Annotated in this window: 14 protein-coding genes; 8 read left to right on the plus strand and 6 right to left on the minus strand. The window is 72.1% G+C overall.

Annotation, left to right across the window (positions count from 1 at the left end; genetic code table 11):
• Positions 1-162 precede the first annotated feature (162 nt).
• The 3 genes from ISP_RS23640 to ISP_RS23650 all read left to right on the plus strand — a co-directional run bounded on the left by ISP_RS23640 (position 163) and on the right by ISP_RS23650 (position 8406).
• Positions 163-1134 (plus strand): magnesium transporter CorA family protein, encoded by a 972-nt coding sequence (locus ISP_RS23640; RefSeq protein WP_230468917.1) that lies wholly within the window; start codon positions 163-165, stop codon positions 1132-1134.
• Between the two features lie 322 nt (positions 1135-1456).
• A complete protein-coding gene (locus tag ISP_RS23645) occupies positions 1457-6007 on the plus strand; it encodes a HAMP domain-containing protein (RefSeq protein ID WP_013226365.1) in 4551 nt (1516 codons plus the stop codon).
• On the plus strand, positions 6004-8406 hold the full coding sequence (locus ISP_RS23650; protein ID WP_013226366.1) for a SpoIIE family protein phosphatase: 2403 nt from the start codon (positions 6004-6006) through the stop codon (positions 8404-8406). The genes ISP_RS23645 and ISP_RS23650 overlap by 4 nt, the downstream gene beginning before the upstream one ends.
• 66 nt (positions 8407-8472) lie before the next feature.
• Here ISP_RS23650 and ISP_RS23655 read toward each other — a convergent pair whose 3' ends face one another.
• Positions 8473-9570, minus strand: a complete 1098-nt coding sequence (locus ISP_RS23655) for a calcium:cation antiporter (RefSeq protein ID WP_013226367.1) — start codon at positions 9568-9570, stop codon at positions 8473-8475.
• A 51-nt stretch (positions 9571-9621) separates the two neighbouring features.
• Positions 9622-10524 carry a LysR family transcriptional regulator gene (locus ISP_RS23660; protein WP_013226368.1) on the minus strand — a complete coding sequence of 301 codons (903 nt, stop codon included), beginning with the start codon at positions 10522-10524 and terminating at the stop codon, positions 9622-9624.
• 70 nt (positions 10525-10594) lie between these two features.
• Here ISP_RS23660 and ISP_RS23665 point away from each other — a divergent pair, with 70 nt between their 5' ends.
• The 3 genes from ISP_RS23665 to ISP_RS23675 all read left to right on the plus strand — a co-directional run bounded on the left by ISP_RS23665 (position 10595) and on the right by ISP_RS23675 (position 14342).
• Positions 10595-12328 (plus strand): pyruvate dehydrogenase, encoded by a 1734-nt coding sequence (locus tag ISP_RS23665; protein WP_013226369.1) that lies wholly within the window; start codon positions 10595-10597, stop codon positions 12326-12328.
• 117 nt (positions 12329-12445) lie between these two features.
• A complete protein-coding gene (locus tag ISP_RS23670; RefSeq protein ID WP_230468918.1) occupies positions 12446-13582 on the plus strand; it encodes a hypothetical protein in 1137 nt (378 codons plus the stop codon).
• A 94-nt stretch (positions 13583-13676) separates the two neighbouring features.
• Positions 13677-14342 (plus strand): HNH endonuclease family protein, encoded by a 666-nt coding sequence (locus ISP_RS23675; RefSeq protein ID WP_013226371.1) that lies wholly within the window; start codon positions 13677-13679, stop codon positions 14340-14342.
• On the opposite strand, the gene ISP_RS23680 is transcribed toward ISP_RS23675, so the two are convergent.
• Positions 14339-15115, minus strand: coding sequence for a fructosamine kinase family protein (locus ISP_RS23680; protein WP_013226372.1), 777 nt, complete (start codon positions 15113-15115; stop codon positions 14339-14341). The two genes, ISP_RS23675 and ISP_RS23680, sit on opposite strands and share 4 nt — an antisense overlap.
• 56 nt (positions 15116-15171) lie before the next feature.
• On the opposite strand from ISP_RS23680, the gene ISP_RS23685 reads away from it, so the two are divergent.
• The gene (locus ISP_RS23685) at positions 15172-15528 is read left to right on the plus strand and encodes an MmcQ/YjbR family DNA-binding protein (RefSeq protein ID WP_014467130.1); all 357 of its coding nucleotides are present in this window, start codon (positions 15172-15174) and stop codon (positions 15526-15528) included.
• On the opposite strand, the gene ISP_RS23690 is transcribed toward ISP_RS23685, so the two are convergent.
• Positions 15453-16316: a GNAT family N-acetyltransferase gene (locus tag ISP_RS23690; protein ID WP_013226373.1), complete on the minus strand. Its 864-nt coding sequence runs from the start codon at positions 16314-16316 to the stop codon at positions 15453-15455. The genes ISP_RS23685 and ISP_RS23690 overlap by 76 nt on opposite strands.
• 80 nt (positions 16317-16396) lie before the next feature.
• Positions 16397-18469, minus strand: a complete 2073-nt coding sequence (locus ISP_RS23695; RefSeq protein ID WP_013226374.1) for a putative Ig domain-containing protein — start codon at positions 18467-18469, stop codon at positions 16397-16399.
• A gap of 223 nt (positions 18470-18692) precedes the next feature.
• Between ISP_RS23695 and ISP_RS23700 the strand changes: the two genes are divergently transcribed.
• Positions 18693-19055, plus strand: a complete 363-nt coding sequence (locus tag ISP_RS23700) for a DUF488 domain-containing protein (protein ID WP_013226375.1) — start codon at positions 18693-18695, stop codon at positions 19053-19055.
• A 9-nt stretch (positions 19056-19064) separates the two neighbouring features.
• Here ISP_RS23700 and ISP_RS23705 read toward each other — a convergent pair whose 3' ends face one another.
• Positions 19065-21401: a glycoside hydrolase family 2 protein gene (locus tag ISP_RS23705; RefSeq protein ID WP_013226376.1), complete on the minus strand. Its 2337-nt coding sequence runs from the start codon at positions 21399-21401 to the stop codon at positions 19065-19067.
• Between the last annotated feature and the right edge of the window lie 39 nt (positions 21402-21440).

A 21440-nucleotide genomic window follows, 5' to 3' on the forward strand; every position in this document is an offset into this window, starting at 1 on the left:
GCGCGGTGATCTGCTACCGCCGAGCCATCAAACTGGACCTGCTCACCCACAACAACCCCAAATGAGATGTGGTCTAAGCTCGGGATCGGCGGGTGGAGCCACGGTGGGTTCGCCCGGCGGCCGGAGGGGTGTGAAGCCCGGCCCGTCCGGGCATCCCGCGGTATGACCAGAACCCGGGTGTACCGCGACGGCGCGCTGCAGAAGGAAGACTTCCCCGTCGAGGACGTGTCGGAGTTCCTGGCCGAGCCGGGCACCGCGGTGTGGGTCGACCTCTGCGAGCCGACCGAAGCGGATCTGGCCCGGCTCGCCGAAGAACTGGGCCTCCACCGGCTCGCCGTCGAAGACGCGGTCTCCGAACACCAGCGGCCCAAGCTGGACCGCTACGACGGCCACGCCTTCCTGTCCGCCTACGCTGTGCGGTTCGACGCGGGCACCGGCCGCCTCACCACCGCCGAGCTCGGGGCCTTCGTCACGCCGCGGGCGCTGGTGACCGTGCGCAAGGACGACGGCTTCGACATCGAGCCGGTCCTGCGCCGCTGGGACCGGGCGACGGAACTGGCGAAGTCCGGCGTGCCCTTCCTGCTGCACGGCCTGCTCGACCACGTCGTCGACGGGCAGTACGAAGCCGTGCAGGCGCTCGACGACGAGGTCGAAGCCCTGGAGGATCTGCTCTTCGCCGACCGGCCGGACTCCTCGGAGCTGCAGCGCCGGTCGTTCCGGCTGCGCCAGAGCCTGACCGCGCTGCGCCGCGTGGTGCTGCCGATGCGCGAGGTGATCAGCTCCCTGATGCGGCCGGACCTGCAGGTGGCCGACGAGCTGACCCGCCCGTACTTCGAGGACGTCCACGACCACGCCCGCCAGGCGGCCGAGCAGACCGAGGCGCTGCGGGAGCTGATCGCGACGGTCCGGGAAACCCAGCTGAACCTGCAGGGCAACCGGCTGAACCTGATCATGAAGAAGGTCACCGGCTGGGCCGCGGTGATCGCGGTGCCCACCGCGGTGACCGGGTTCTACGGCCAGAACGTGCCGTACCCGGGAAACGGCGCGCCGAGCGGGTTCTGGACTTCGACGGTCATCTTGGTGGTGCTTTCGGTGGGGCTGTACGCGTTGTTCAAGAAAAAGGACTGGCTCTGACGCCGAAGCTCCACAGTGGAGTGTCCACTCCGGACTCCGGCAGAGGGCGCGACGAAGCCTCGCGACACTGTGGAGCACGCGTCGACGTCGCCCGTACCGCCATTCAGCCGAACGGGTCAATGCGGCCGGATGGCCTGGGAGAGAAGGAAAGGCTCTCGAGCACCGCCAGGGGAGCACGCGTGGACACGGGCGTGGCTGGTTGCTCAACCGTTGCCGTCCACTCTAGTGCAGCTGCACTATGCTGAGCCATCCGGTGTGCACGCAGCGGGACGGCGCCGCGGTGGGCGACAAACGAAGAAACAGGTGGCGGATGAGTGGGGCAATGGTCGACGGTGTGCGCCCGGGGGCGGGGGCGGATGCCTCGGGCGTGGGCGAGGCCGGGGAGCAGGAGCTGCGCCGCCTGCTGGCCGGCCTGACCGCCGTCCGCGACGGCGACTTCGGCATCCGGCTGCCGGGCGGGGCCGACGGCCTGCTCGGCGAGATCGCCACGGTGTTCAACGGCATGGCCGACCAGCTCTCGCTGTTCACCTCCGAGGTCACCCGCGTCGCCCGCGAGGTCGGCAGCGAGGGGCAGCTGGGCGGGCAGGCGAAGGTCCCCGGCGTGTCCGGCACGTGGAAGGACCTCACCGATTCGGTGAACGCCATGGCCGGCAACCTGACCACCCAGGTCCGCGACATCGCCCAGGTGGCGACCGCGGTCGCGAAGGGTGACCTGTCGCAGAAGATCGACGTCGACGCCCGCGGCGAGATCCTCGAGCTGAAGGACACCGTCAACACGATGGTGGACCAGCTGTCGTCGTTCGCGGACGAGGTCACCCGGGTGGCGCGCGAGGTGGGCAGCGAAGGCCGCCTGGGCGGCCAGGCGCAGGTGCCCGGCGTCGGCGGCGTCTGGCGCGACCTCACCGACTCGGTGAACTTCATGGCGGGCAACCTGACCGACCAGGTCCGCAACATCGCCCAGGTGACGACGGCGGTCGCGAAGGGCGATCTCTCGCAGAAGATCACCGTCGACGCCCGCGGTGAAATCCTCGAACTCAAGAACACCATCAACACGATGGTCGACCAGCTGTCGTCCTTCGCGGACGAGGTCACCCGCGTCGCCCGAGAAGTCGGCACCGAAGGCCGGCTGGGCGGCCAAGCCGACGTCAAGGGCGTCTCGGGCACCTGGCGCGACCTCACCGACTCGGTGAACTTCATGGCCGGCAACCTGACCGACCAGGTCCGCAACATCGCCCAGGTCGCCACCGCGGTGGCGAGCGGCGATCTGTCGCAGAAGATCAACGTCACCGCCCGCGGCGAGGTCCTGGAGCTCAAGGACACGCTGAACACGATGGTGGATCAGCTGTCCGCGTTCGCGGACGAGGTCACCCGGGTGGCGCGCGAGGTGGGCACCGAGGGCCGGCTGGGCGGCCAGGCGGACGTCAAGGGCGTCTCGGGCACCTGGAAGGACCTCACCGAGTCGGTCAACGTCATGGCCGACAACCTCACCGCGCAGGTCCGCTCGATCGCCCAGGTCACCACCGCGGTCGCCCGCGGCGACCTGTCCCAGAAGATCCGCGTCGACGCCCGCGGCGAGATCCTCGAGCTGAAGGACACCATCAACACGATGGTGGATCAGCTGTCCGCGTTCGCGGACGAGGTCACCCGGGTGGCGCGCGAGGTCGGCACCGAGGGCAACCTCGGCGGCCAGGCCACCGTCCGCGGCGTGTCCGGGACGTGGAAGAACCTCACCGACAACGTCAACGTCATGGCGTCCAACCTGACCGGCCAGGTCCGCTCGATCGCCCAAGTCGCCACGGCCGTCGCCCGCGGCGACCTGTCGGGCAAGATCACCGTCGAGGCCAAGGGCGAGGTCGCGGCCCTGGCCGACGTGATCAACACGATGGTCGACACGCTGTCCGCGTTCGCGGACGAGGTCACCCGGGTGGCCCGCGAGGTCGGCACCGAGGGCATGCTCGGCGGCCAGGCGCGGGTGCCGAACGTGGCCGGCACGTGGAAGGACCTCACCGACAACGTCAACTCGATGGCGAACAACCTCACCGGGCAGGTCCGCAACATCGCCCAGGTGACCACCGCCGTCGCCCAGGGCGATCTGACCCGCAAGATCGACGTCGACGCCCGCGGCGAGATCCTCGAGCTCAAGACCACGATCAACACGATGGTCGACCAGCTCTCGGCGTTCGCCGCGGAGGTCACACGCGTGGCCCGCGAGGTCGGCAGCGAAGGCCGCCTCGGCGGCCAGGCCGAGGTCGAAGGCGTGTCCGGGACGTGGAAGCGGCTGACGGAGAACGTCAACGAGCTGGCCGGGAACCTCACCCGCCAGGTGCGCGCGATCGCCGAGGTGACCAGCGCGGTCGCCGAGGGCGACCTGACCCGCTCGATCACCGTCGACGCCTCCGGCGAGGTCGCCGAGCTGAAGGACAACATCAACTCGATGGTGGAGTCGCTGCGCGAGACGACGCGGGCGAACCAGGAGCAGGACTGGCTGAAGTCCAACCTGGCCACGATCACCGGGCTGATGCAGGGCCGCCGCGACCTCGCCGTCGTCGCGGCCGCGGTGATGGACGAGCTCGTCCCGCTGGTCAACGCCCAGTACGGCGCGTTCTACCTGGCCGACGACACCGCCGAGGTCCCTGAGCTGCGGCTGGTCGGCGCGTACGGCCACCCGGACGACGGGGACGGCCCGGCGGTCCGGTTCCGGGTCGGCCAGTCGCTGGTCGGCCAGGCCGCCCGCAGCCGCCGCGCGATCGCCGTCGACGACGTGCCGCCCGGTTACGCCACCATCTCCTCCGGCCTCGGCAGCACCACGCCGGCCAGCCTGATCGTGCTGCCGATCGTGGTCGAGGACCAGGTGCTCGGCGTGATCGAGCTGGCGTCGGTGCACGGCTTCACGCTGGTGCACCGGGCGTTCCTCGAGCTGTTGATGGAGCAGATCGGCGTCAACGTCAACAGCATCGTCGCCAACGCCCGCACCGACGAGCTGCTCGGCGAGTCGCAGCGGCTGACCGCGGAACTGCAGGCCCGCTCGGAGGAGCTGCAGGCGCGCCAGGAGGAACTCCAGTCGTCCAACGCCGAGCTGGAGGAAAAGGCGGCGCTGCTGGTCACGCAGAACCGCGACATCGAGACGAAGAACCTGGAGATCGAGCAGGCCCGCCAGGAGCTGGAGGCCCGCGCCCAGCAGCTGACGCTGGCGTCGAAGTACAAGTCCGAGTTCCTGGCCAACATGAGCCACGAGCTGCGCACCCCGCTCAACAGCCTGCTGATCCTCGCCCAGCTGCTCGCGCAGAACCCCACCCGCAACCTGACCGCCAAGCAGGTCGAGTACGCGGGCATCATCCACTCCGCGGGTTCGGACCTGCTCCAGCTGATCAACGACATCCTCGACCTGTCCAAGGTCGAGGCGGGGAAGATGGACGTCACCCCGGAGCAGGTGTCGCTGCGCCAGCTCATCGACTACGTCGAGGCGACGTTCCGGCCGATGACCTCGCAGCGCAACCTGGACTTCCGGATCACCGTGGCGCCCGGTTCGCCCATCGAGCTGCTCACCGACGACTCGCGGCTGCGGCAGGTGCTGCGCAACCTGCTGTCCAACGCGGTCAAGTTCACCGAGGTCGGCGGGATCGAGCTGCACATCGAGCCGGTGGACCCCGAGCGGCTGCCCCGGCCGCTGCGCGTGCACGGCCCCGCCGTCGCGTTCCGGGTCACCGACACCGGCATCGGGATCGCCGAGCACCAGCTCGAATCGATCTTCGGCGCGTTCCAGCAGGCCGACGGCACGACCAGCCGCAAGTACGGCGGCACCGGGCTCGGCCTGTCGATCAGCCGCGAGATCGCGCAGCTGCTCGGCGGCGTCATCACCGCCCAAAGCACGCTGGGCGAGGGCAGCACGTTCGTCTTCGCGCTCCCGGTGGCCCGTCCGGACTTCGCGCCGCTGCCCGCGGGCGAGCACCCCGGCACCGAGCTCACGACGACCGATTCGGGTACCGCCCTCCCGGTGTCGGGGCCGCGGGCCTACCGGCGGCTGCTGGTCGTCGAGGAGCGCCAGCACGGGCTGCTGACGCTCGTCGCCGAAAGCGCGGCGGCGGACCTGGCCGACAGCCGGGACATCGGCCTGTCGCCCGCCGACGTCGAAGTCGTGACGGCGGTCGGGACGCAGGAAGCGGCCGCCGCGCTCGCCACCGACGCCTACCACTGCGTGGTGCTCGACCTGGACCTGCCGGAGCGGACCGCGTTCACCTTCCTCGACGCGATGCAGGGCGACAGCGCGCTGCGGCTGGTTCCCGTGCTGGCGCACAACAGCCGCCGGCTCGACGGCGAGCTCGAACAGCTGGTGCAGTCCCGCGCGGACGTGCCGTCGCTCGAGGTGCTGTCCGGGCTGGACGAGCTGCGCGAGCGGATCGCGCTGCACCTGTCGGCGGAGGAGCCGGGCGCGGTGCTGCCGCTGGTCCGCCCGGACGAACCGGCGGCGCCGGTGCGCCCGGCCGACGTCGACACCACGCTGGCCGGCCGGACGGTGCTGATCGTCGACGACGACCCGCGCAACGTCTACGCGCTGACCGGGATCCTGGAACTGCACGGGATGCACGTGCTGCACGCGGAGGACGGCCGCAAGGGCGTCGAAACGGTCGCGTCGCACCCCGGCATCGACCTGATCCTGATGGACGTGATGATGCCGGAGATGGACGGCTACACCGCGACGGCGAAGATCCGGGCGATGCCCGAGCACGCCGGGATCCCGATCGTCGCGGTGACGGCCAAGGCGATGCCGGGCGACCGGGAGAAGAGTCTCGCCTCGGGAGCGACCGACTACGTCACGAAACCGGTCGATGCGGACGACCTGATCGCCCGCATCAAGCGGCACGTGACGGCGTGATCGGGGACGAGCGGTTGCCCGCCGAAGACCAGGCGATCCCCGTGCTGCCCTCACCGGCCGAGGTGTCGGCCAACCTCGCCCGGCTGGCCGACACCGTCGCCCGGCTGCGCGGCGAGGTCGACCACGCGCACGCCGTCGCGGACGGCCGCGGGCTGATCGAGCTGGCCAAGGGCGTGCTGATGGAACGCCTGCACTGCACGCCGTCGGACGCGGCGAAGCAGCTCGAGTCGCTGGCCGAGCGGTCCGGGGTGACGCCGCTGGAGTTCGCCGCGGACGTCGTCGGCGAGGCGGCCGAGGACCGCATCAGCGAGGTGACGCAGGAGTTCCTGGCCCGAGCCGATGGGGAAGAGTCCGTCGCGGTGCGGCTGCGGACCGCCGAGAGCGGGGCGCTCGCGGCGGGGGACACCCAGCGCGTCGCGGAGTCCATTTTGGAGCACGCGCTGCGGCCGCTCGGCGCGACCGCCGTCGCGGTGTGGCTCGCCGGGCCGGACGGGTCGCTGACGCTGGCCGGTTCGGCCGGCTTCTCCGCCGAGGAAGCGGCGCGCTGGTGCTACGTCCCGCCCGGCGTGGCGACGCCCGCCCGCAGCGCGCTGATCGAGCGTGACACCGTCTGGTTCCCGACGCTCGCGGGCGGTGGGCTGCCGTCGATCGGGCAGCACACGCTGTCCGGAGGCGGCCGGGTGGCGGTGCCGACCGGCACCGGCGGGCGGATCATCGGCGTCGTCGAGATGTGCTGGCCGGAGCCGCTGCCCGCGGAGCCCGGCCGCCAGCGACGTCAGCTGGAGGCTTTGGCCGAGCTGTGCGCGCACACTCTCGACACCTGGGACGGCGTGGTGGCCGCCGGTGGCGCCGGCGACTTCCTCGGCGAGCTGGTCGACTTCATCGACGGCCTGCACGACCCGGCGGTGCTGCTGTCGCCGTGCGTCGACGGCGGCGACCGGCTCAGCGACTTCCGCATCCACCACGCGAACGTCCGGTTCGCGGACCCGGGTGGGCGGCCGCGCAGCCGGATCGTCGGCACCCGGCTGCTGGAGGCGTACCCGCTGGCGGCCGAGGAAAGCGGGCTGCTCGACAAGATCCAGCGCGTCTACGCCACCGGCGAGCCGTTCCGGGCCGACAGCATGGCGATCACCACCCTGGTCGACCAGGTGCCGTTGACCGTGCTCACCGACGTCAGCGTGACGCGCTTCGCCGGGAACGTGCTGCTGATCCTGCGCATCCAGGACGACGCGGCGAAGCTCGCGGTGCTGCTGCAGCACGCGCAGCGGCTCGGGCGCATCGGCGGCTTCGAGGAGAACGTGGTCACCGGGGTGATCACCTGGAACACCGAGCTCTTCGCGCTGTACGGCCTGCCGCCGAACGCGACGCCGCTGTCACTGCACGAACTGGCCGCGCACGCGCACCCCGACGACGGCCAGGCGATCGGCCGGTTCCTGCGTGCGGTGCTGCACCACAAGCGGCCGTCGTCGACGGCGTTCCGGCTGCAGCGCTCCGACGGCGTCGCCCGGCACATCCGGGTGGTCGCCGAGCCGGTCGTCGACGCCCGCGGCGAGCTGGTCGCGGTCCGCGGCGCCTACCAGGACGTCTCGTCGCAGCACTGGACCGAGGTGGCGCTGGCCGCGACGCGGGACAGGCTGGCCGAGACCGAGCAGGAGGCGATCGAGCGCAACCGGCTCGCGCTGCAGCTGCAGCACGCGATCATGCCGCCGGCCAAGGGCCCGATCGACATGCCGGGCCTGCGCGCGGCGGTCCGCTACCGGCCGGCGGAGAAGGAGCACCTGGTCGGCGGCGACTGGTACGACGCGGTCGCGTTGCCGACCGGCGAGGTCCTGCTGTGCGTCGGCGACGTCGCCGGCCACGGCATCGACGCGGCGACGGGCATGGTGAGCCTGCGCAACGCCCTGCGCGGCCTCGCGGCGACCGGCGCCGGGCCGGCCCAGCTGCTGACGTGGCTGAACCTGGTGGCCTACCACCTGACGGACCACGTCACGGCCACGGCGGTCGCGGCGGTCTACGACCCGGCGCACCGGAAGCTGCGCTGGGCGCGGGCCGGGCACCTGCCCCCGATCGTCCGCCACCGCGACGGTACGGCGACGACGCTGCCCCTGATCCGCGGCTCACTCCTCGGCGCGGTCCGCGAGGTGGAGTACGAGGAGGACGAGCTGCAGCTCGCCGAGGGCGACATCCTGCTGATCTACACCGACGGCCTGATCGAGCGCCGCGACCGCCCGGTCCAGGATTCGGTGTCCCGCCTGGTGACGCTGGTCGACGGCCACGACGGCGGCCTCGAGCACCAGCTGGACCGGCTGCTGACCTACAGCACGGCGGACACGGACGACGACACGTGCGTCGTCGGCATCGAGGTCACCACGACCTCCGAGCCGGCCCGAACGCAGTGAATGACTCATTCCTGACGTCCGACGTCAGGAATGAGTCATTCACTGCGTTCGGCGGGGCATCACGGGTCAGGGGTTGATGGCCAGCACCAGGAAGCCCGCCAGCAGCACCAGGTGCACGCCGCCCTGGAGGCGGGTCGCGCGGCCGGGGACCACCGTCAGGACGCTCACCACCACCGTGAGCGCGAGCAGCACGATCTGCGTCGAGCCCAGGCCGAGCAGGAGCCGGCCCGGCAGCCACACCGACGCCAGCGCGATCGCCGGGATCGTCAGGCCGATGCTCGCGATCGCCGAGCCGTACGCGAGGTTGAGGCTGATCTGCATCCGGTCGCGCTGGGCCGCGCGCGTCGCGGCGAGGGTCTCCGGTAACAGCACCAGCAGCGCGATCACCACGCCGACGAACGACTGCGGGAACCCGGCGGCGCGCACCCCGGCCTCGATCGCCGGCGACTCCACCTTCGCCAGCCCGACCACCGCGACCAAAGCCACCAGCAGCAGCGCCAGGCTGCCCAGCGCCGCCCGGTTCGACGGCGGGTCGGCGTGGTCGTCCTCCTTGACCGCGCCGTCGGCCGCCACCGGGAGGAAGAAGTCGCGGTGGCGCACCGTCTGCGTCAGCACGAACGTCCCGTACAGCACCAGGGACGCCAGTGCCGCGAACGTCAGCTGGGTGGGGGAGAAGGCCGGTCCGGGTGTGCTGGTGGTGAACGCCGGGAGCACCAGGCTCAGCGTGGCCAGCGTCGTGACCGTGGCCAGCGCGGCGCCGCTGCCTTCGGAGTTGAACAGCGTCGAGCCGTAGCGGCGGGCGCCGACCAGCAGCGAGATGCCGACGATGCCGTTGGTGGTGATCATGACGGCGGCGAACACCGTGTCCCGCGCGAGCGAACCCGCCTCCGGCCCGCCGGAGACCATCATCGTGACGATCAGCGCGACCTCGATGACGGTGACCGCCACCGCGAGTACCAGCGAGCCGAACGGTTCCCCGACGCGGTGGGCGACGACCTCGGCGTGGTGCACCGCGGCCAGCACGGTCGCCCCCAGCGCGACGGCCACGACGGCCACGAAGACCGGGCCGAGGTCGCGGCCCCAGGCGAGCGCCAGCACGAGCACGCCGAGCACCGGGGTGACGGAGGTCCAGGACAGCAGGGCGGATCTCAACGCGGCGACCATACCTCCACCCTGGCACACCGGCGGTGGTTTCGCGGGCCGGCACGGCACTTCTCACATCGTCCCTTGTGGACGGTCGAATTGCGGGGGCACGGTGGCGAGGACGTGCCGGCGGAAGGTTTCGCTGGGCGGCGGGAGATTCCGCCCGGCCGCCCAGGCGAGCCCGATGTCGCGCGCAGCGTCCACATCGGTCAGTTCCAGGTGCGGCGCGGGGAAGGCCGCCGTGTGCGGCAACGGAAGCACGGACACGCCGAGCCCGGCGGTGACGAGCCCGCGCAGGGTCTCGACTTCGTCGCCTTCGAACCCGATGCGCGGGGCGAACCCGGCTTCGGCGCACAGCTGCTCGGTCGTCTCACGCAGGGCATAACCGGGCCGCAGGAGGATGAACGTCTCGGCCGCGACGTCGGCGAGGCGGACCCGCGCGCGCCCGGCGAGCCGGTGGTGCGGCGGCACGGCCAGCCGCAGCGGCTCGACGAGCAGCCGGGACCAGTGCAGCTGGAGGTGCCCGGGGTCGCCGCTGGTGATGACGAGGTCCGCGGTGCCGTCGAGCAGCTCCGCCTCGAGCCCGGCCTCGCCGTGCTGCCGCAGTTCGAACCGGGTCCCGGGGTGCTCGCGCAGGAAGCCGCGCAGCACGGCGGGGACGAGCCAGGTCCCGAACGTGTGCAGGAATGCCAGCGGAACGACCCCGGTGTCCGGCGCGACGATCTCGCCGACCTCGCGCAGGCCCTGGTCGAGCTGGTCGAGCGCGAGGTCGACGTGCCGCTTGAAGGCGTGCCCGGCCGGCGTCAGCCGCAGCACCCGGCCGGACCGGCGGAAGAGCTGGGCACCGGCGTCGTGCTCGAGCCGCCGGAGGGCTCGCGACAGCGCGGGCTGGGTGAGGTGCGCCCGCACGGCGGTCTCCGTGACGGTGGCGCCGGCCGCGACTTCGCGGAAGAGCCGCAGCGTCTGGACGTCCATGTCGTCAGTGTATGGATTTTCAGCCAATCAGGCATTGGACGCATCGATCATCCTGGCCCACGCTGGAGGCATGGCTACCGTGGCAGAACAACTGGTCAGGACCCTGCGCGACGCCGGGGTCGAGCGCATCTACGGCATCGTCGGGGACAGCCTGAACCCGATCGTCGACGCGGTCCGCCGCACCGACGGCATCGAGTGGGTGCACGTCCGCCACGAGGAGACGGCCGCCTTCGCCGCGGCGGCCGAGGCGCAGGTCACCGGCAAGCTCGCCGTCTGCGCGGGCAGCTGCGGGCCGGGCAACCTGCACCTGATCAACGGCCTGTTCGACGCCCACCGGTCTGGCGCGCCGGTGCTGGCGATCGCGTCGCACATCCCGTCGAACCAGATCGGCACCGGGTTCTTCCAGGAGACCCACCCGGACCGGCTCTTCGCCGAGTGCAGCCACTTCAGCGAGGTCGTGGCGGACCCGGCCCAGCTGCCGCGGCTGCTGCGGATCGCCACGCAGGCCGCCGTCGGCAAGGGTGGCGTCGCGGTGCTGACCGTCCCGGGCGACCTCGCCGACCGCAAGGCCGCCGGCCCGCTCACCGAGCGCCTCCCGCTGGTGACGCCGTCGCCCGCCGTGCCTTCTCCGGAGACCGTCCGGGAACTCGCCGACCTGCTGAATTCCGGCGAGAAGGTGATGCTGTTCGCCGGCGCGGGCGTGCGCGGCGCGCACGAGGAGGTCATGGCGCTGGCGGAAAAGCTCGCCGCGCCGGTCGGGCACTCGCTCGGCGGCAAGGAATGGATCCAGTACGACAACCCGTTCGACGTCGGCATGAGCGGCCTGCTCGGCTACGGCGCCTGCTACGACGCGATGCACGAAGCCGACCGGATCGTGCTGCTGGGCACGGACTTCCCGTACGACAACTTCCTCCCGCAGGCCCGGACGATCCAGCTCGACCACGACACCTCGCGCCTCGGCCGGCGCACGCCGCTGGACCTGGCGGTGCACGGCGACGTGCGCGAGACACTGCGCGCGCTGCTCCCGCTGCTGCGGCCCCGCACCGACCGGGCGTTCCTCGACCGGATGCTGCGCGAGCACGTGCGGAAGCTGGAGAAGGTCGTCGGCGCGTACACGACGAAGATCGAGCACCGCCGCCCGATCCACCCGGAGTACGTCGCTTCGGTGCTCGACGAGGTCGCCGCCGACGACGCGGTGTTCACCGTCGACACGGGCATGGGCAACGTCTGGGCCGCGCGGTACCTGACACCGAACGGCCGCCGCCGGGTGCTGGGGTCCTTCCGGCACGGCAGCATGGCGAACGCGCTGCCGCACGCGATCGGCGCCCAGCTGTCCCAGCCGGGCCGCCAGGTCGTGTCGCTGTCGGGCGACGGCGGGCTCGCGATGCTGATGGGCGACCTGCTGACGCTGCCGGCGTACGACGTCCCGGTGAAGGTGGTGGTGTTCAACAACGCCACGCTCGGCATGGTGAAGCTGGAGATGCTGGTGGACGGCCTCCCCGACTTCGGCACCGACCACGCCCCGGTGAACTTCGCGGCGATCGCGGCGGCCTGCGGCGTGTTCTCCGAGCGCGTCGAGGATCCCGGCGACGTGCGCGGCGCGCTGGAGAAGGCGTTCGCCCACCCCGGCCCGGCGGTGGTCGAGGTGGTGACCGACCCGAACGCGCTGTCGATCCCGCCGCGGATCACCGGGGAAATGGTGCGCGGGTTCGCGTTGGGGGCGACGAAGACGGTGCTCAACGGCGGTGTCGGCAAGATGGTCGACCTGGCGCGGGCCAACCTGCGCAACACCCCGCGGCCGTAGCTGGGGCAGCGCTTCGGGAGCGCGTGACTACACACGGTGGTGATCGACCACTCGTTCGGCTGCTGGGGTGGTGACCGGTTTTCCTCCTACCGTCGAGGGACTGCTCGCGGTGTCGTCGTGGGAGGTGTGACCGGCGTGCTCGTGGCCCTCCAGCGAACCGGTGAAGACCGGCCGCTCCCGCCGGCGGCGGAGCATGTGGTGGCGTTGCTGCGCTCGTGGGGGCCGGGCCCGGAGCACCTGACCGGACTGGCGCTGGCGGGCATCACGCTGCCGAGCCGCCTCGGTCCCCGGTTCGTGGACGCGCTGGTGTTCACGAGGTGCGGAGTGGTGGTGATCGCGGCCCACGAGCCGGGCCCGGTGGAGTGGCCGGGCCCGGGCGACCGAACGGGAGCAGTGGTGGCGGCGGCCAGGGGCGCGCTGGCCGGCCACGAAGGCGGCCGGCACGTGACCGGCCTGGTCGCGGTGGTCCCGCCGGCGGGGTCCCGGAACAACGGGACGGCGCCGAGTGGGTCGGCGGACGCTGTGCGGGTGGCGGTGTCGCAGGGGAGCGGGCCGGAGGTGGTCGAGCACGCGGGGGATGCCGGGCGGGCGGATGGTTCGGGGAGTTTGACGGAGGCGGCACCGGCGGAGGGCTCCCAGGGCGGTGGTGGGTCGGTTCCGGTCCCACCCGCAAGCGACTCGGAGACGGCCTGGCAGGTGCGCGAACCGGCGCCGGGCCCGTGGCGAAATGGCGCCGGGGGCGAGCGGGCGTCGGCCGAAGCAATCCGCCCGCAGCAACCTCTCCAAGCCGGCCCGCCCGCGGTGCGCTGGCCCGATCCGCAGCCGGTGCCCGGTGTGGCCGTCGTCCTCGCCGAGCGGCGTGGGCTGCGGCGGATCATCGCCCAGCACAACCGGTGGCGGACCGTCTGGTCGGCCGATGAGGTCCTCGACGCCTGCTATGCGCTTTCCCTCGCGCACCTCGCCCCGCCCCGGGCGGCCCTCATCGCCGACGGGTTCCCGGCGCGGCTGCCGATGCTCGACCGGCTGCCGCAGCTGCCCGCCGTCGTCCCGTTGCTCCCGGAACCGCCGCTGGCGGCGCCGGTGATGGCCGAGGACGCTCCCGTCCCGTGGAGTCCGCCGGGGCGCGGCCAGGTTTTCCCGCGGCAGCGGCCGATCCGGCAGATCCCCTGGGGCCTGGTCTTCGTGCTCACCGTGCTCGTCGCCGCCGGGGTGGTGGCCGCCGTGTTCGTCAACCAGATCTTTCACGGCTCCTGAACTGCCACGTTTATTTCGCGTCAGCTACGCCATCTGCACCGTTTCCCCGGCGCGTCGGCTGGGCACCTCCCGGTAGACGTGAAAGGGGTTCACGATGCCGCGCACCCGAGCGCTTGTCCTTCTCGCCGTCCTCGTGGGTTCGTCGGTCACCGGCTGCAAGCTCGCCGACGGACTCGCTTCCGGCGGCTCCCTGACCCAAGCGCCCGGGACGGTCGCCGCCCCGCCGATCGCGCCCGCCGAGGCGCGCAACGAGCTCGGAGCGCTGCAGATCGCCGTGCGCGGCACCATGGACGGCTACAGTCGCGACGAGTTCCCGCACTGGGACAAGGTCGACGCGAACTGTGACGTCCGGGAGCAGGTGCTCAAGCGCGATGGCCAGAACGTCCAGACCGATGCGCAGTGCGCCCCGAAGTCGGGCACCTGGGTCAGCCCCTACGACGGCGAGACCTGGCACAAGGCGTCCGATGTGGACATCGACCACATGGTGCCGCTGGGTCAGGCCTGGATCAGCGGCGCCAAGAGCTGGACGCGGGAACGCCGCGAGCAGTTCGCGAACGACCTCGTCCGCCCGCAGCTGAAGGCGGTCACCGACAACCTCAACGAGCAGAAGAGCGACAAGGCGCCGGACGCGTGGAAGCCGCCGCTCGTGTCGTACTGGTGCGCCTACGCCACCGACTGGATCGTCGTGAAGCACGACTACGGCCTGACGATCACGGTGCCGGAGAAGAACGCCCTCGCCGGCATGCTCGATCACTGTTAGAACGAGCGGGCCGCCGCCAGCGCCTGGCCGGCGTAGGACTGTCCGAACAGGACGGTGTGCACCAGCAGCGGGAACAGCTGGTGCAGCCCGATCCGCTCCTCCCAACCGTCCGCCAGCGGGGCATCTGCCCGGTAGGCGCCGAGGATGCGGTCCAGGTGCGGGCAGCCGAACAGGTGCATCATGGCCAGGTCCGTCTCGCGGTGCCCGCCGTGGGCGGCCGGGTCGATCAGCCACGCCTCGCGCCCGTCCCACAGGACGTTGCCGTTCCAGAGGTCGCCGTGCAGCCGCGCGGGCGGCTCGGCCGAGGCCGGGATCCGCGTGCAGGCCCGCTCGAACAACGCCGCTTCGGACGGGCCGAACGTGCCCGCGTCCCTCGCCAGCCGAACGTAGGGCAGCACGCGGTCGGCCGCGTACCAGGACGCCCAGTCGTCCGCCGGCACGTTGGCCATCGGTGCCCGGCCGATCCACGCCGCCGCCGGTCCGTCCGGCGGCGGTGCACCGAACGCCGGGGCGCCCGCGCTGTGCAACCCGGCCAGCCCGCGGCCGAACCGTTCCGCCGCGGCCGCCGACGGGCGACCGGCGGGGACGCGGTCGATCACCAGCCGGTCCCGGTCGTGGCTGTGCACGGTGGGTATCGGGACCGTGCCCGCCGCGGCCAGCCAGCGCAGCCCCGCGGCCTCGGCGGCGGTGGCGCCGGGGGCGTGCCCGCGCTTGACCACCACCTCGCGGCCGTCGTCGAGGACCGCTTCGCGGACGTCTCCGGAGTCGCTCATGTCCGACCACCGTACCGGCGCGCTACGGTGGTCGCCGGAGAACAAAGGGGACGACGGTGACGGTCCAGGTCCGGGAACTCGAACAGCTGCTCGGCCGGCTGGCGGAGGTCCAGCGTTCGGAGGCGCGCGACTACTCGTCGTTCAGCGTGCGCGGCACGCGGTTCGGCTACTTCTGGCCGCGGACGCGGACCGTCGGTCTCAAGCAGACCGTGTCCGAGCAGCTGGCGCTGGTTTCGGAACGGCCGGACGTGTTCGAGGTGCAGTTCACCGCCGGCGGCTTCGGCTGGGTGGTCGTGTACCTCGACGGCGTCGACGCCGACGAACTCGCCGAGCTCCTCTACGAAGCCTGGCGGCTGTCGGCGCCGGAGGAACTGGTCGCCGAGGTGCCCTTCACCAGGATCGCCCGGGCGTAGAGCAGATCGAAGCCCTGCCGCTGCACGTTCTGGTGCGACTTCGACCCGGGCTGCGTGGTGACGACGGCGAGGTCGCACCCGGCCTCGGCGGCCGCCGCGAGCCGGGCCCGCAGCAGCGCGGTCTGGACGCCGCGCCGCCGGTGCGCGGGCAGCGTCGCCGCGCCGCTGAACTGCGCGATCCCGTCGGTGATCCGGAAGCTCGCGCCGCCGGCGAACTCGCCGTCGCGTTCGGCGAGGTACCGCCGGACGCCGGCCATGTCCCGCAGGGCGTTCACGAGCAGCTCGCGCGGGAAGTCCTCGTGCGAGGGCAGTCCCTGCTCGTCGGCCACCAGGGACGCTTCGGCCACGGCGGAGAGCCAGGTTTCCAGCTCGTCGTCCCGGCAGGCGCGGACGTCGGCGGGGAAGTCGCTGTCACCGATCCGCCGTCCGAGCACGTTCTCGTACGACTCCAGGCGGTAGCCGCGCGTGGTCAGCAACGCCCCGACCGCCGCGTCGGCGAGCTGGGAAAGTTCGACCTGCACCGGCGCACCGAGCTCGGCGAAGGCCGCTTCCACCTCGTCGAGTTCCGCGGGGTCCGGCAACCCGGCGAACCCGAGCCCGGCCACCTTGTCGAACGGTGAGCCCGCCTCGGCGAAGGTCGCGACCCCTCCGGCGAGCGGACGCGCGAAGCCGAGGTCATCCCCGAGCCGCACCCGGGCGGCAGCACTGCACGCCGCGACGAACCGCGCTTCCGCGTGTTCGATCCTGGCCGCCAGCGCGGTGTCGCAAAAAAGCCGTTCCCCGTCCACTTCCCCACAGTGGCGGAAGCGGACGGGGAACGGAACCGATTTTGTCGGTGCCCTCCGATAGCGTGGAAAACGGGGGCTGCTCAGCCCTCCACGCGGTGCGAAGCCCAGAACGAGGTCAGGTCGGTCGACCCGGCGGCCGCCTGCGCCGCGGCCTTGAACTCGGCCGTCGTGGACACGCCGTACCAGTGCGATTGCGCGTACGACTTCAGCAGGTTCGCCATCGCCGTGTCGCCGATGAGCCGACGCAGGTCGTGCAGGGTGCACTTGCCGTAGTTGTAGACCACGGTGGAATACCGGGACGAATGCGCGTCCCAGTAGGCCATCGAGTTGGTCAGCTTCTCCGCGCTCGACTGCCACGTGATGCCGCAGCCGCTGCCGGTGATCCCGCGGTAGAGGTCGGTGGCGTAGTCGGTGAAGCTCTCGTCGAGCCACGGCGAGTTGTACTCGTCGTCGCCGACGATCCCGTAGAACCACTGGTGCGCCAGCTCGTGCGGGAGTGCCGTGGTGGACACGAGGTCCATCACGAAGCCCGGGTACTCCATGCCGCCGAACCAGAAGTTGTTGTCCAGCACCACGTCCACCTCGCCGTACGGGTAGTCGCCGAAGCGGCCCGAGTGGACGTCGATGGCGTCGGCGGCCAGCGTGAGCATCTGGTTGGCGCTGCTGGTGGAGATCCCGCTGACCGAGTAGACGTTGACGCGCACGCCCTTGCCGGACGTCGTGCTGATCTTCGCGAACGGGCCGGCGCCCCAGGCGAAGTCCCGCACCTTGGGAGCCACGGCGTGCGTGGTGGTCGTGCTGCCGCTGGTCGTCTCGGTCGAGGTGCCGGTGGCCGGGGTCAGCAGCGACGCCGGGTGCACGAGCGTGACGTCGAAGTCGCTGATCACCGTGTAGAACGACTCGCCGTTGTTCGTGTACGGGTCGAGGTGCCAGCCCGCGCCGTCGCGGACGGCGAGCACCGGCAGCGCGTTGCCGATCATGTTGAACGCGCCGTCGTGGCCGAACCGGTCGGCACCGCTGGGCACGACGATCTTCAGGTCGAACCCGATGGTCGCGGACTGGCCCTGGGCCAGGGGCGCGGGCAGCGTGATCTTCATGGCCGTGCAGTTGACACTCAGCGCGGACGGCGTGCCGCCGGTGACGTTCGTGACGGTGATCGGCGTGCTCGGGCAGCTGCCGTGGTAGTTGTCCCAGAGCCGCAGGTACACCTCGGGCAGCGCGGTGGCCGAGCCGTTGGTGAAGCTGACGCTCTGGTGCCCGGTCCAGGTGTCGCCCGCGGTGTTCGACGTCAGGTTCACCGTGTAGGCCGGGTTGATCGGCGTGCGCGTCGAGTCGGCGGGGGCGGCCGAGATCGTCCACGTGAACGTGGCGCTGCCGCTGTTGCCGGCCGGGTCCTTCGCCGTCACGGTCACCGACGAAGTGCCGGCGGTCGTCGGCGTGCCGGTGATCTTGCCCGTGCTCGCGCCGATCGTGAGGCCCGCGGGCAGGCCGGTGGCGCTGTAGGTGAGCGCGTCGCCCTGCGGGTCGCTCGCCTGGATCTGCAGCGACGCGGCCTGGCCGACGGCGCCGGTCTGGGCGCCCGGCGAGGTGACGACCGGCGACTGCGGGTTGCTCGTCCCGGTCGTGGTCAGGGAGAAGTCGTCGAGGACGAAGTCGGTGGCCAGGCTGGAATCCTCGGTGCCGGTGAGCTTCAGCGTCACGGTCTGGCCGAGGTAGCGGGAAACGTCCACGGTGCGCTGGACGTATCCGGTGTTCTTGTCGAGGTTCGAGTAGCTCGCCAGGGTGTCGGTGCCCGCCTGGACCACCAGCTTGTCGTACTTCGTGCTGGTCGTCGTCTCCTGGGTGTCGATGTGCGAGAACCACGAGAGGGTCGCCGACGCGCAGCCGGCGGGGAGCGTCAGCGATTGGGACAGGGTGTCGGTGTGCGTGCTGCCGGTGCCGTCCAGCCAGGCGATCATCGTCCCGCCGTGCGCGGGTTCCGCCGTGGTGGCGGCGGAGATGACCCCGCTGGTCTGGGTCCACGGCGTGGTGCCGCTTTCGAACCCGCCGTTGCCGACGATCTGGTCACCGCAGACCGCGGCGGCCTCGGCCGGCGCGGCGACGGCGACTGTGCCCAGCAGGCCGATGGCCACGCCGAGCGCAGCAGAAAGCACCCTCGATCTCATGGAGGTCGTCCTTTCCCGGCTCCGCCCGTGGGAGCCAGGAGAAGCGTCCTCTGCGGCCCGGATGCGCGGAACCCGCCATGAGTCGGGTTCCGTGAGCTGGAGGCCGAGCTCGCCGGGTGCGCGCCCCATCCTCCAGCGCGCGGTAGTCACCGAACGTGACCGCCGCCGTGCTCCGGTGGCGGCCCGACCCGGCGCCACGCAGAATGCGCGCATGCAGCCGACGGTCGTCCGGGTGGCGCGCCTGTCCGACCCGGCCGGGCCCGCCGACGGCGTCCGCGTGCTCGTCGAACGGCTCTGGCCGCGCGGCACCGCCCGGACGGCGGTGGTCCTCGACGGCTGGTACCGCGGCTTGGCCCCGTCCGACGACCTGCGCACCTGGTACGGCCACGATCCCGAGCGGTTCGCGGAGTTCGCCGAGCGTTATCGAGCGGAGCTGCGCGAGCCGGATCGTGCGGCGGCGCTGGCCCGGCTGCGCGAGCTGGCCGGAGACGGCCCGGTGACCCTGCTGACGGCGAGCGGATCTCCTGCGATCAGCCAGGCGGCCGTGCTGGCGGCGGTGCTCACGGGGGAGTGAGGCCGCCGCTCAGGAGCGAGGCGCGTTCGCCGTCACCCGGACCGAGGCCGTGGCCGAGCCGAGCGTCGGGTGCCGGGCCGTCAGCGTGAGGGTCGACGGCGACCCCGCGAACGGCCGCAGCCACACCCCGGCCGCGCCACCGGTCGCCCCGAAGTCCAGTGCCGGATCCCCGATCAGCTCGCCCGGTCCGGTCAGCGTCAGCCGCACCTCGCCTGCCGTCCCCGCGCGGAGCGTCCCGAAGCGGTCCACCGCCGCCACCACCACCCGGGTTGCGTCGCTGCCGTCCGCGCGCAGTTCCGGGTCGTCGGGCACGCAGCTGAGCACGTCGAAAGCCCGGTCGCCGCTGAAGCGACGGCTGACGACCAGCCGCTCGCCCACGTAACCGTCGATGCGCAGCTCCGGCCGCCGCCCCTTCGGCACGACCAGGTCCGCCGCGAACGGCGGGTACCGCAGGTGCGGGAAGTCCGCGCGCCGGCTGCGGGCCTCCCCCGCCGGCCGGTCGTCGAGGAACAGCAGCAGGCGGTCGCAGTTGGACCAGATCGTCGCCCCCGGTCCGGGCCCGGCCGGCTGGGCGGTGAAATCCCAGGCGAAGCCGGGCTCGACGACCGCCCGCGCCCGCGGGTCGGCCTGCGAGGCGTAGAAGGCCGCGGCGGGCTTGGGGATCCGGAAGATGTCCGACACCCCGGCGTACTTGGACCCGCCGACCGCCCGCTGCCAGCCGGACGGGTAGTCGAACGCGCACCAGGCGAGCAGCCCGCAGTAGCGGTCGTCGGCGGCGGCCAGGTCGTGGGCCTTGGCGTGCAGTTCCGCCTGTTGTTGCCGGACGCCGGGGGTGTCGGTCCGGCGGTAAGCGCGGGCCCCGGCGAGCGTGCCGATCGTCTCGGTCACCAGGTACGGCACCCCCGGCCGCGGCGGGCGCAGCCGGAAGGGCACCCCGCGCCGGGCGGTGTAGTCGTTGTAGGCCAGGACCTCGACGTCGCTGCCGGCGAACCGCCCGAGCGTGGGGCTGGCCAGCGCGCCGCTGGTCGGCCGGGACGGGTCGAGCTGCCGGGCCAGCTGCCCGGTCCGCTGGTACATCGCCGTCGTGCCGTTGGCCTCGTTCACCCGCGTGCCCCAGACGACGATGCTCGGGTGGTTGCGGTCGCGCACCACCATCCCCTCGACGTCCGCCAGGTTCCGCCGCTGCCAGGCGTCGTCCCCGACGTGGCCCCAGCCCGGGATCTCCTCCCACACCAGCAGGCCCAGCTCGTCGCAGGCGTCGAGGAAGGCGCTCGACTGCGGGTAGTGCGAGCAGCGGACCATGGTGCAGTTCAGCTCGCGGCGCAGGATTTCCGCATCGCGCCGCTGCACGCGGTCCGGCATCGCCCCGCCGGCGAACGGGTACCACTGGTGGCGGTTGAGCCCGAACAGCTTGAGCCGCCGTCCGTTGAGGAAGAAGCCCTCGGTGGTGAACCGCGCGTCGCGGAACCCGGTCCGCACCACCCGCTGGTCGAGCGTGTGCTTGCCGGACTGGACCGTCACCACGACTTCGCAGAGCGCGGGGTCGTCGACGTCCCAGAGGCGCACCGCGCCGAGCCCGCCGACGTCGAATTCGACCGTCGTGCCACGCACCGGCGCGCCGCCGTGGGCGAGTTCGCGACCCGCTTGGAGCACCGACGCGGTCACCTGCCCCACGACGGGCACGTCGAGCGTGCACGTCACGTGCAGCGAGCGGCCGGGGGAGAGGACGTCGACGGGCCGCGCGAAGACGTCGGCCAGCCGGACCCGGGGCACCGCGCCGACCGTGGCGGGGCGGTAGATCCCGGCCGGCTGGTAGAAGTCGATCACCGACGGCCCCTCGTCGCGCGGCAGGTTGGGCGGCACGTCCAGCGCCCACCGCCCGTCGACGACCACGGCGAGCACGTTGTCGCCCGCCACGACGTCCGGCAGCGCCACCTCGAAGGGCAGGTAGCCGCCTTCGTGGGTGGCGACGAGCCGGCCGTTGAGGTGCACCTCGGCGTTCGTCATGACCCCGTCGAAGCGGGCGGTGTGGCGTTCGGTCGTCGTCGCGGTGAAGTGCTTGCGGTAGATCCACCGGTCCTGCCAGGACGCCGGGTCCCACCCGGTCCACGAAAGCGGCGTGACGCAGTGGGGCAGCTGCACCGGCGCGAGGTCGATCTCGTCGAAGCCCAGCTCGGTGCAGCCGTCGTCGTACCGCCCGAACAGCCAGAAATCGCCCAGGTGGACGGTTTCCGCGCCGGGCGCGGTGTGCCCGGCCGACCCGGCGACGACGCCGAGCAGCGCGGCCCCGCCCGCGGCCAGGAACCCGCGCCGGGACAGGCCCGGGCTGCTGTGCGAGTCGGCCATCCACGACCTCCGTGCTCGGGCTCCCCTGGGGTATCGCTT

Source organism: Amycolatopsis mediterranei (assembly GCF_026017845.1).
GTDB classification, from domain to species: domain Bacteria; phylum Actinomycetota; class Actinomycetes; order Mycobacteriales; family Pseudonocardiaceae; genus Amycolatopsis; species Amycolatopsis mediterranei.

Excerpts from the sequence above, each read along its gene's own strand:
- ISP_RS23640 (WP_230468917.1), top strand. The coding sequence starts at position 163 with ATGACCAGAACCCGGGTGTACCGCGACGGCGCGCTGCAGAAGGAAGAC.
- ISP_RS23645 (WP_013226365.1), top strand. The coding sequence starts at position 1,457 with ATGGTCGACGGTGTGCGCCCGGGGGCGGGGGCGGATGCCTCGGGCGTG.
- ISP_RS23655 (WP_013226367.1), bottom strand. The coding sequence starts at position 9,570 with ATGGTCGCCGCGTTGAGATCCGCCCTGCTGTCCTGGACCTCCGTCACC.
- ISP_RS23660 (WP_013226368.1), bottom strand. The coding sequence starts at position 10,524 with ATGGACGTCCAGACGCTGCGGCTCTTCCGCGAAGTCGCGGCCGGCGCC.
- ISP_RS23665 (WP_013226369.1), top strand. The coding sequence starts at position 10,595 with ATGGCTACCGTGGCAGAACAACTGGTCAGGACCCTGCGCGACGCCGGG.
- ISP_RS23675 (WP_013226371.1), top strand. The coding sequence starts at position 13,677 with ATGCCGCGCACCCGAGCGCTTGTCCTTCTCGCCGTCCTCGTGGGTTCG.
- ISP_RS23680 (WP_013226372.1), bottom strand. The coding sequence starts at position 15,115 with ATGAGCGACTCCGGAGACGTCCGCGAAGCGGTCCTCGACGACGGCCGC.
- ISP_RS23700 (WP_013226375.1), top strand. The coding sequence starts at position 18,693 with ATGCAGCCGACGGTCGTCCGGGTGGCGCGCCTGTCCGACCCGGCCGGG.
- ISP_RS23705 (WP_013226376.1), bottom strand. The coding sequence starts at position 21,401 with ATGGCCGACTCGCACAGCAGCCCGGGCCTGTCCCGGCGCGGGTTCCTG.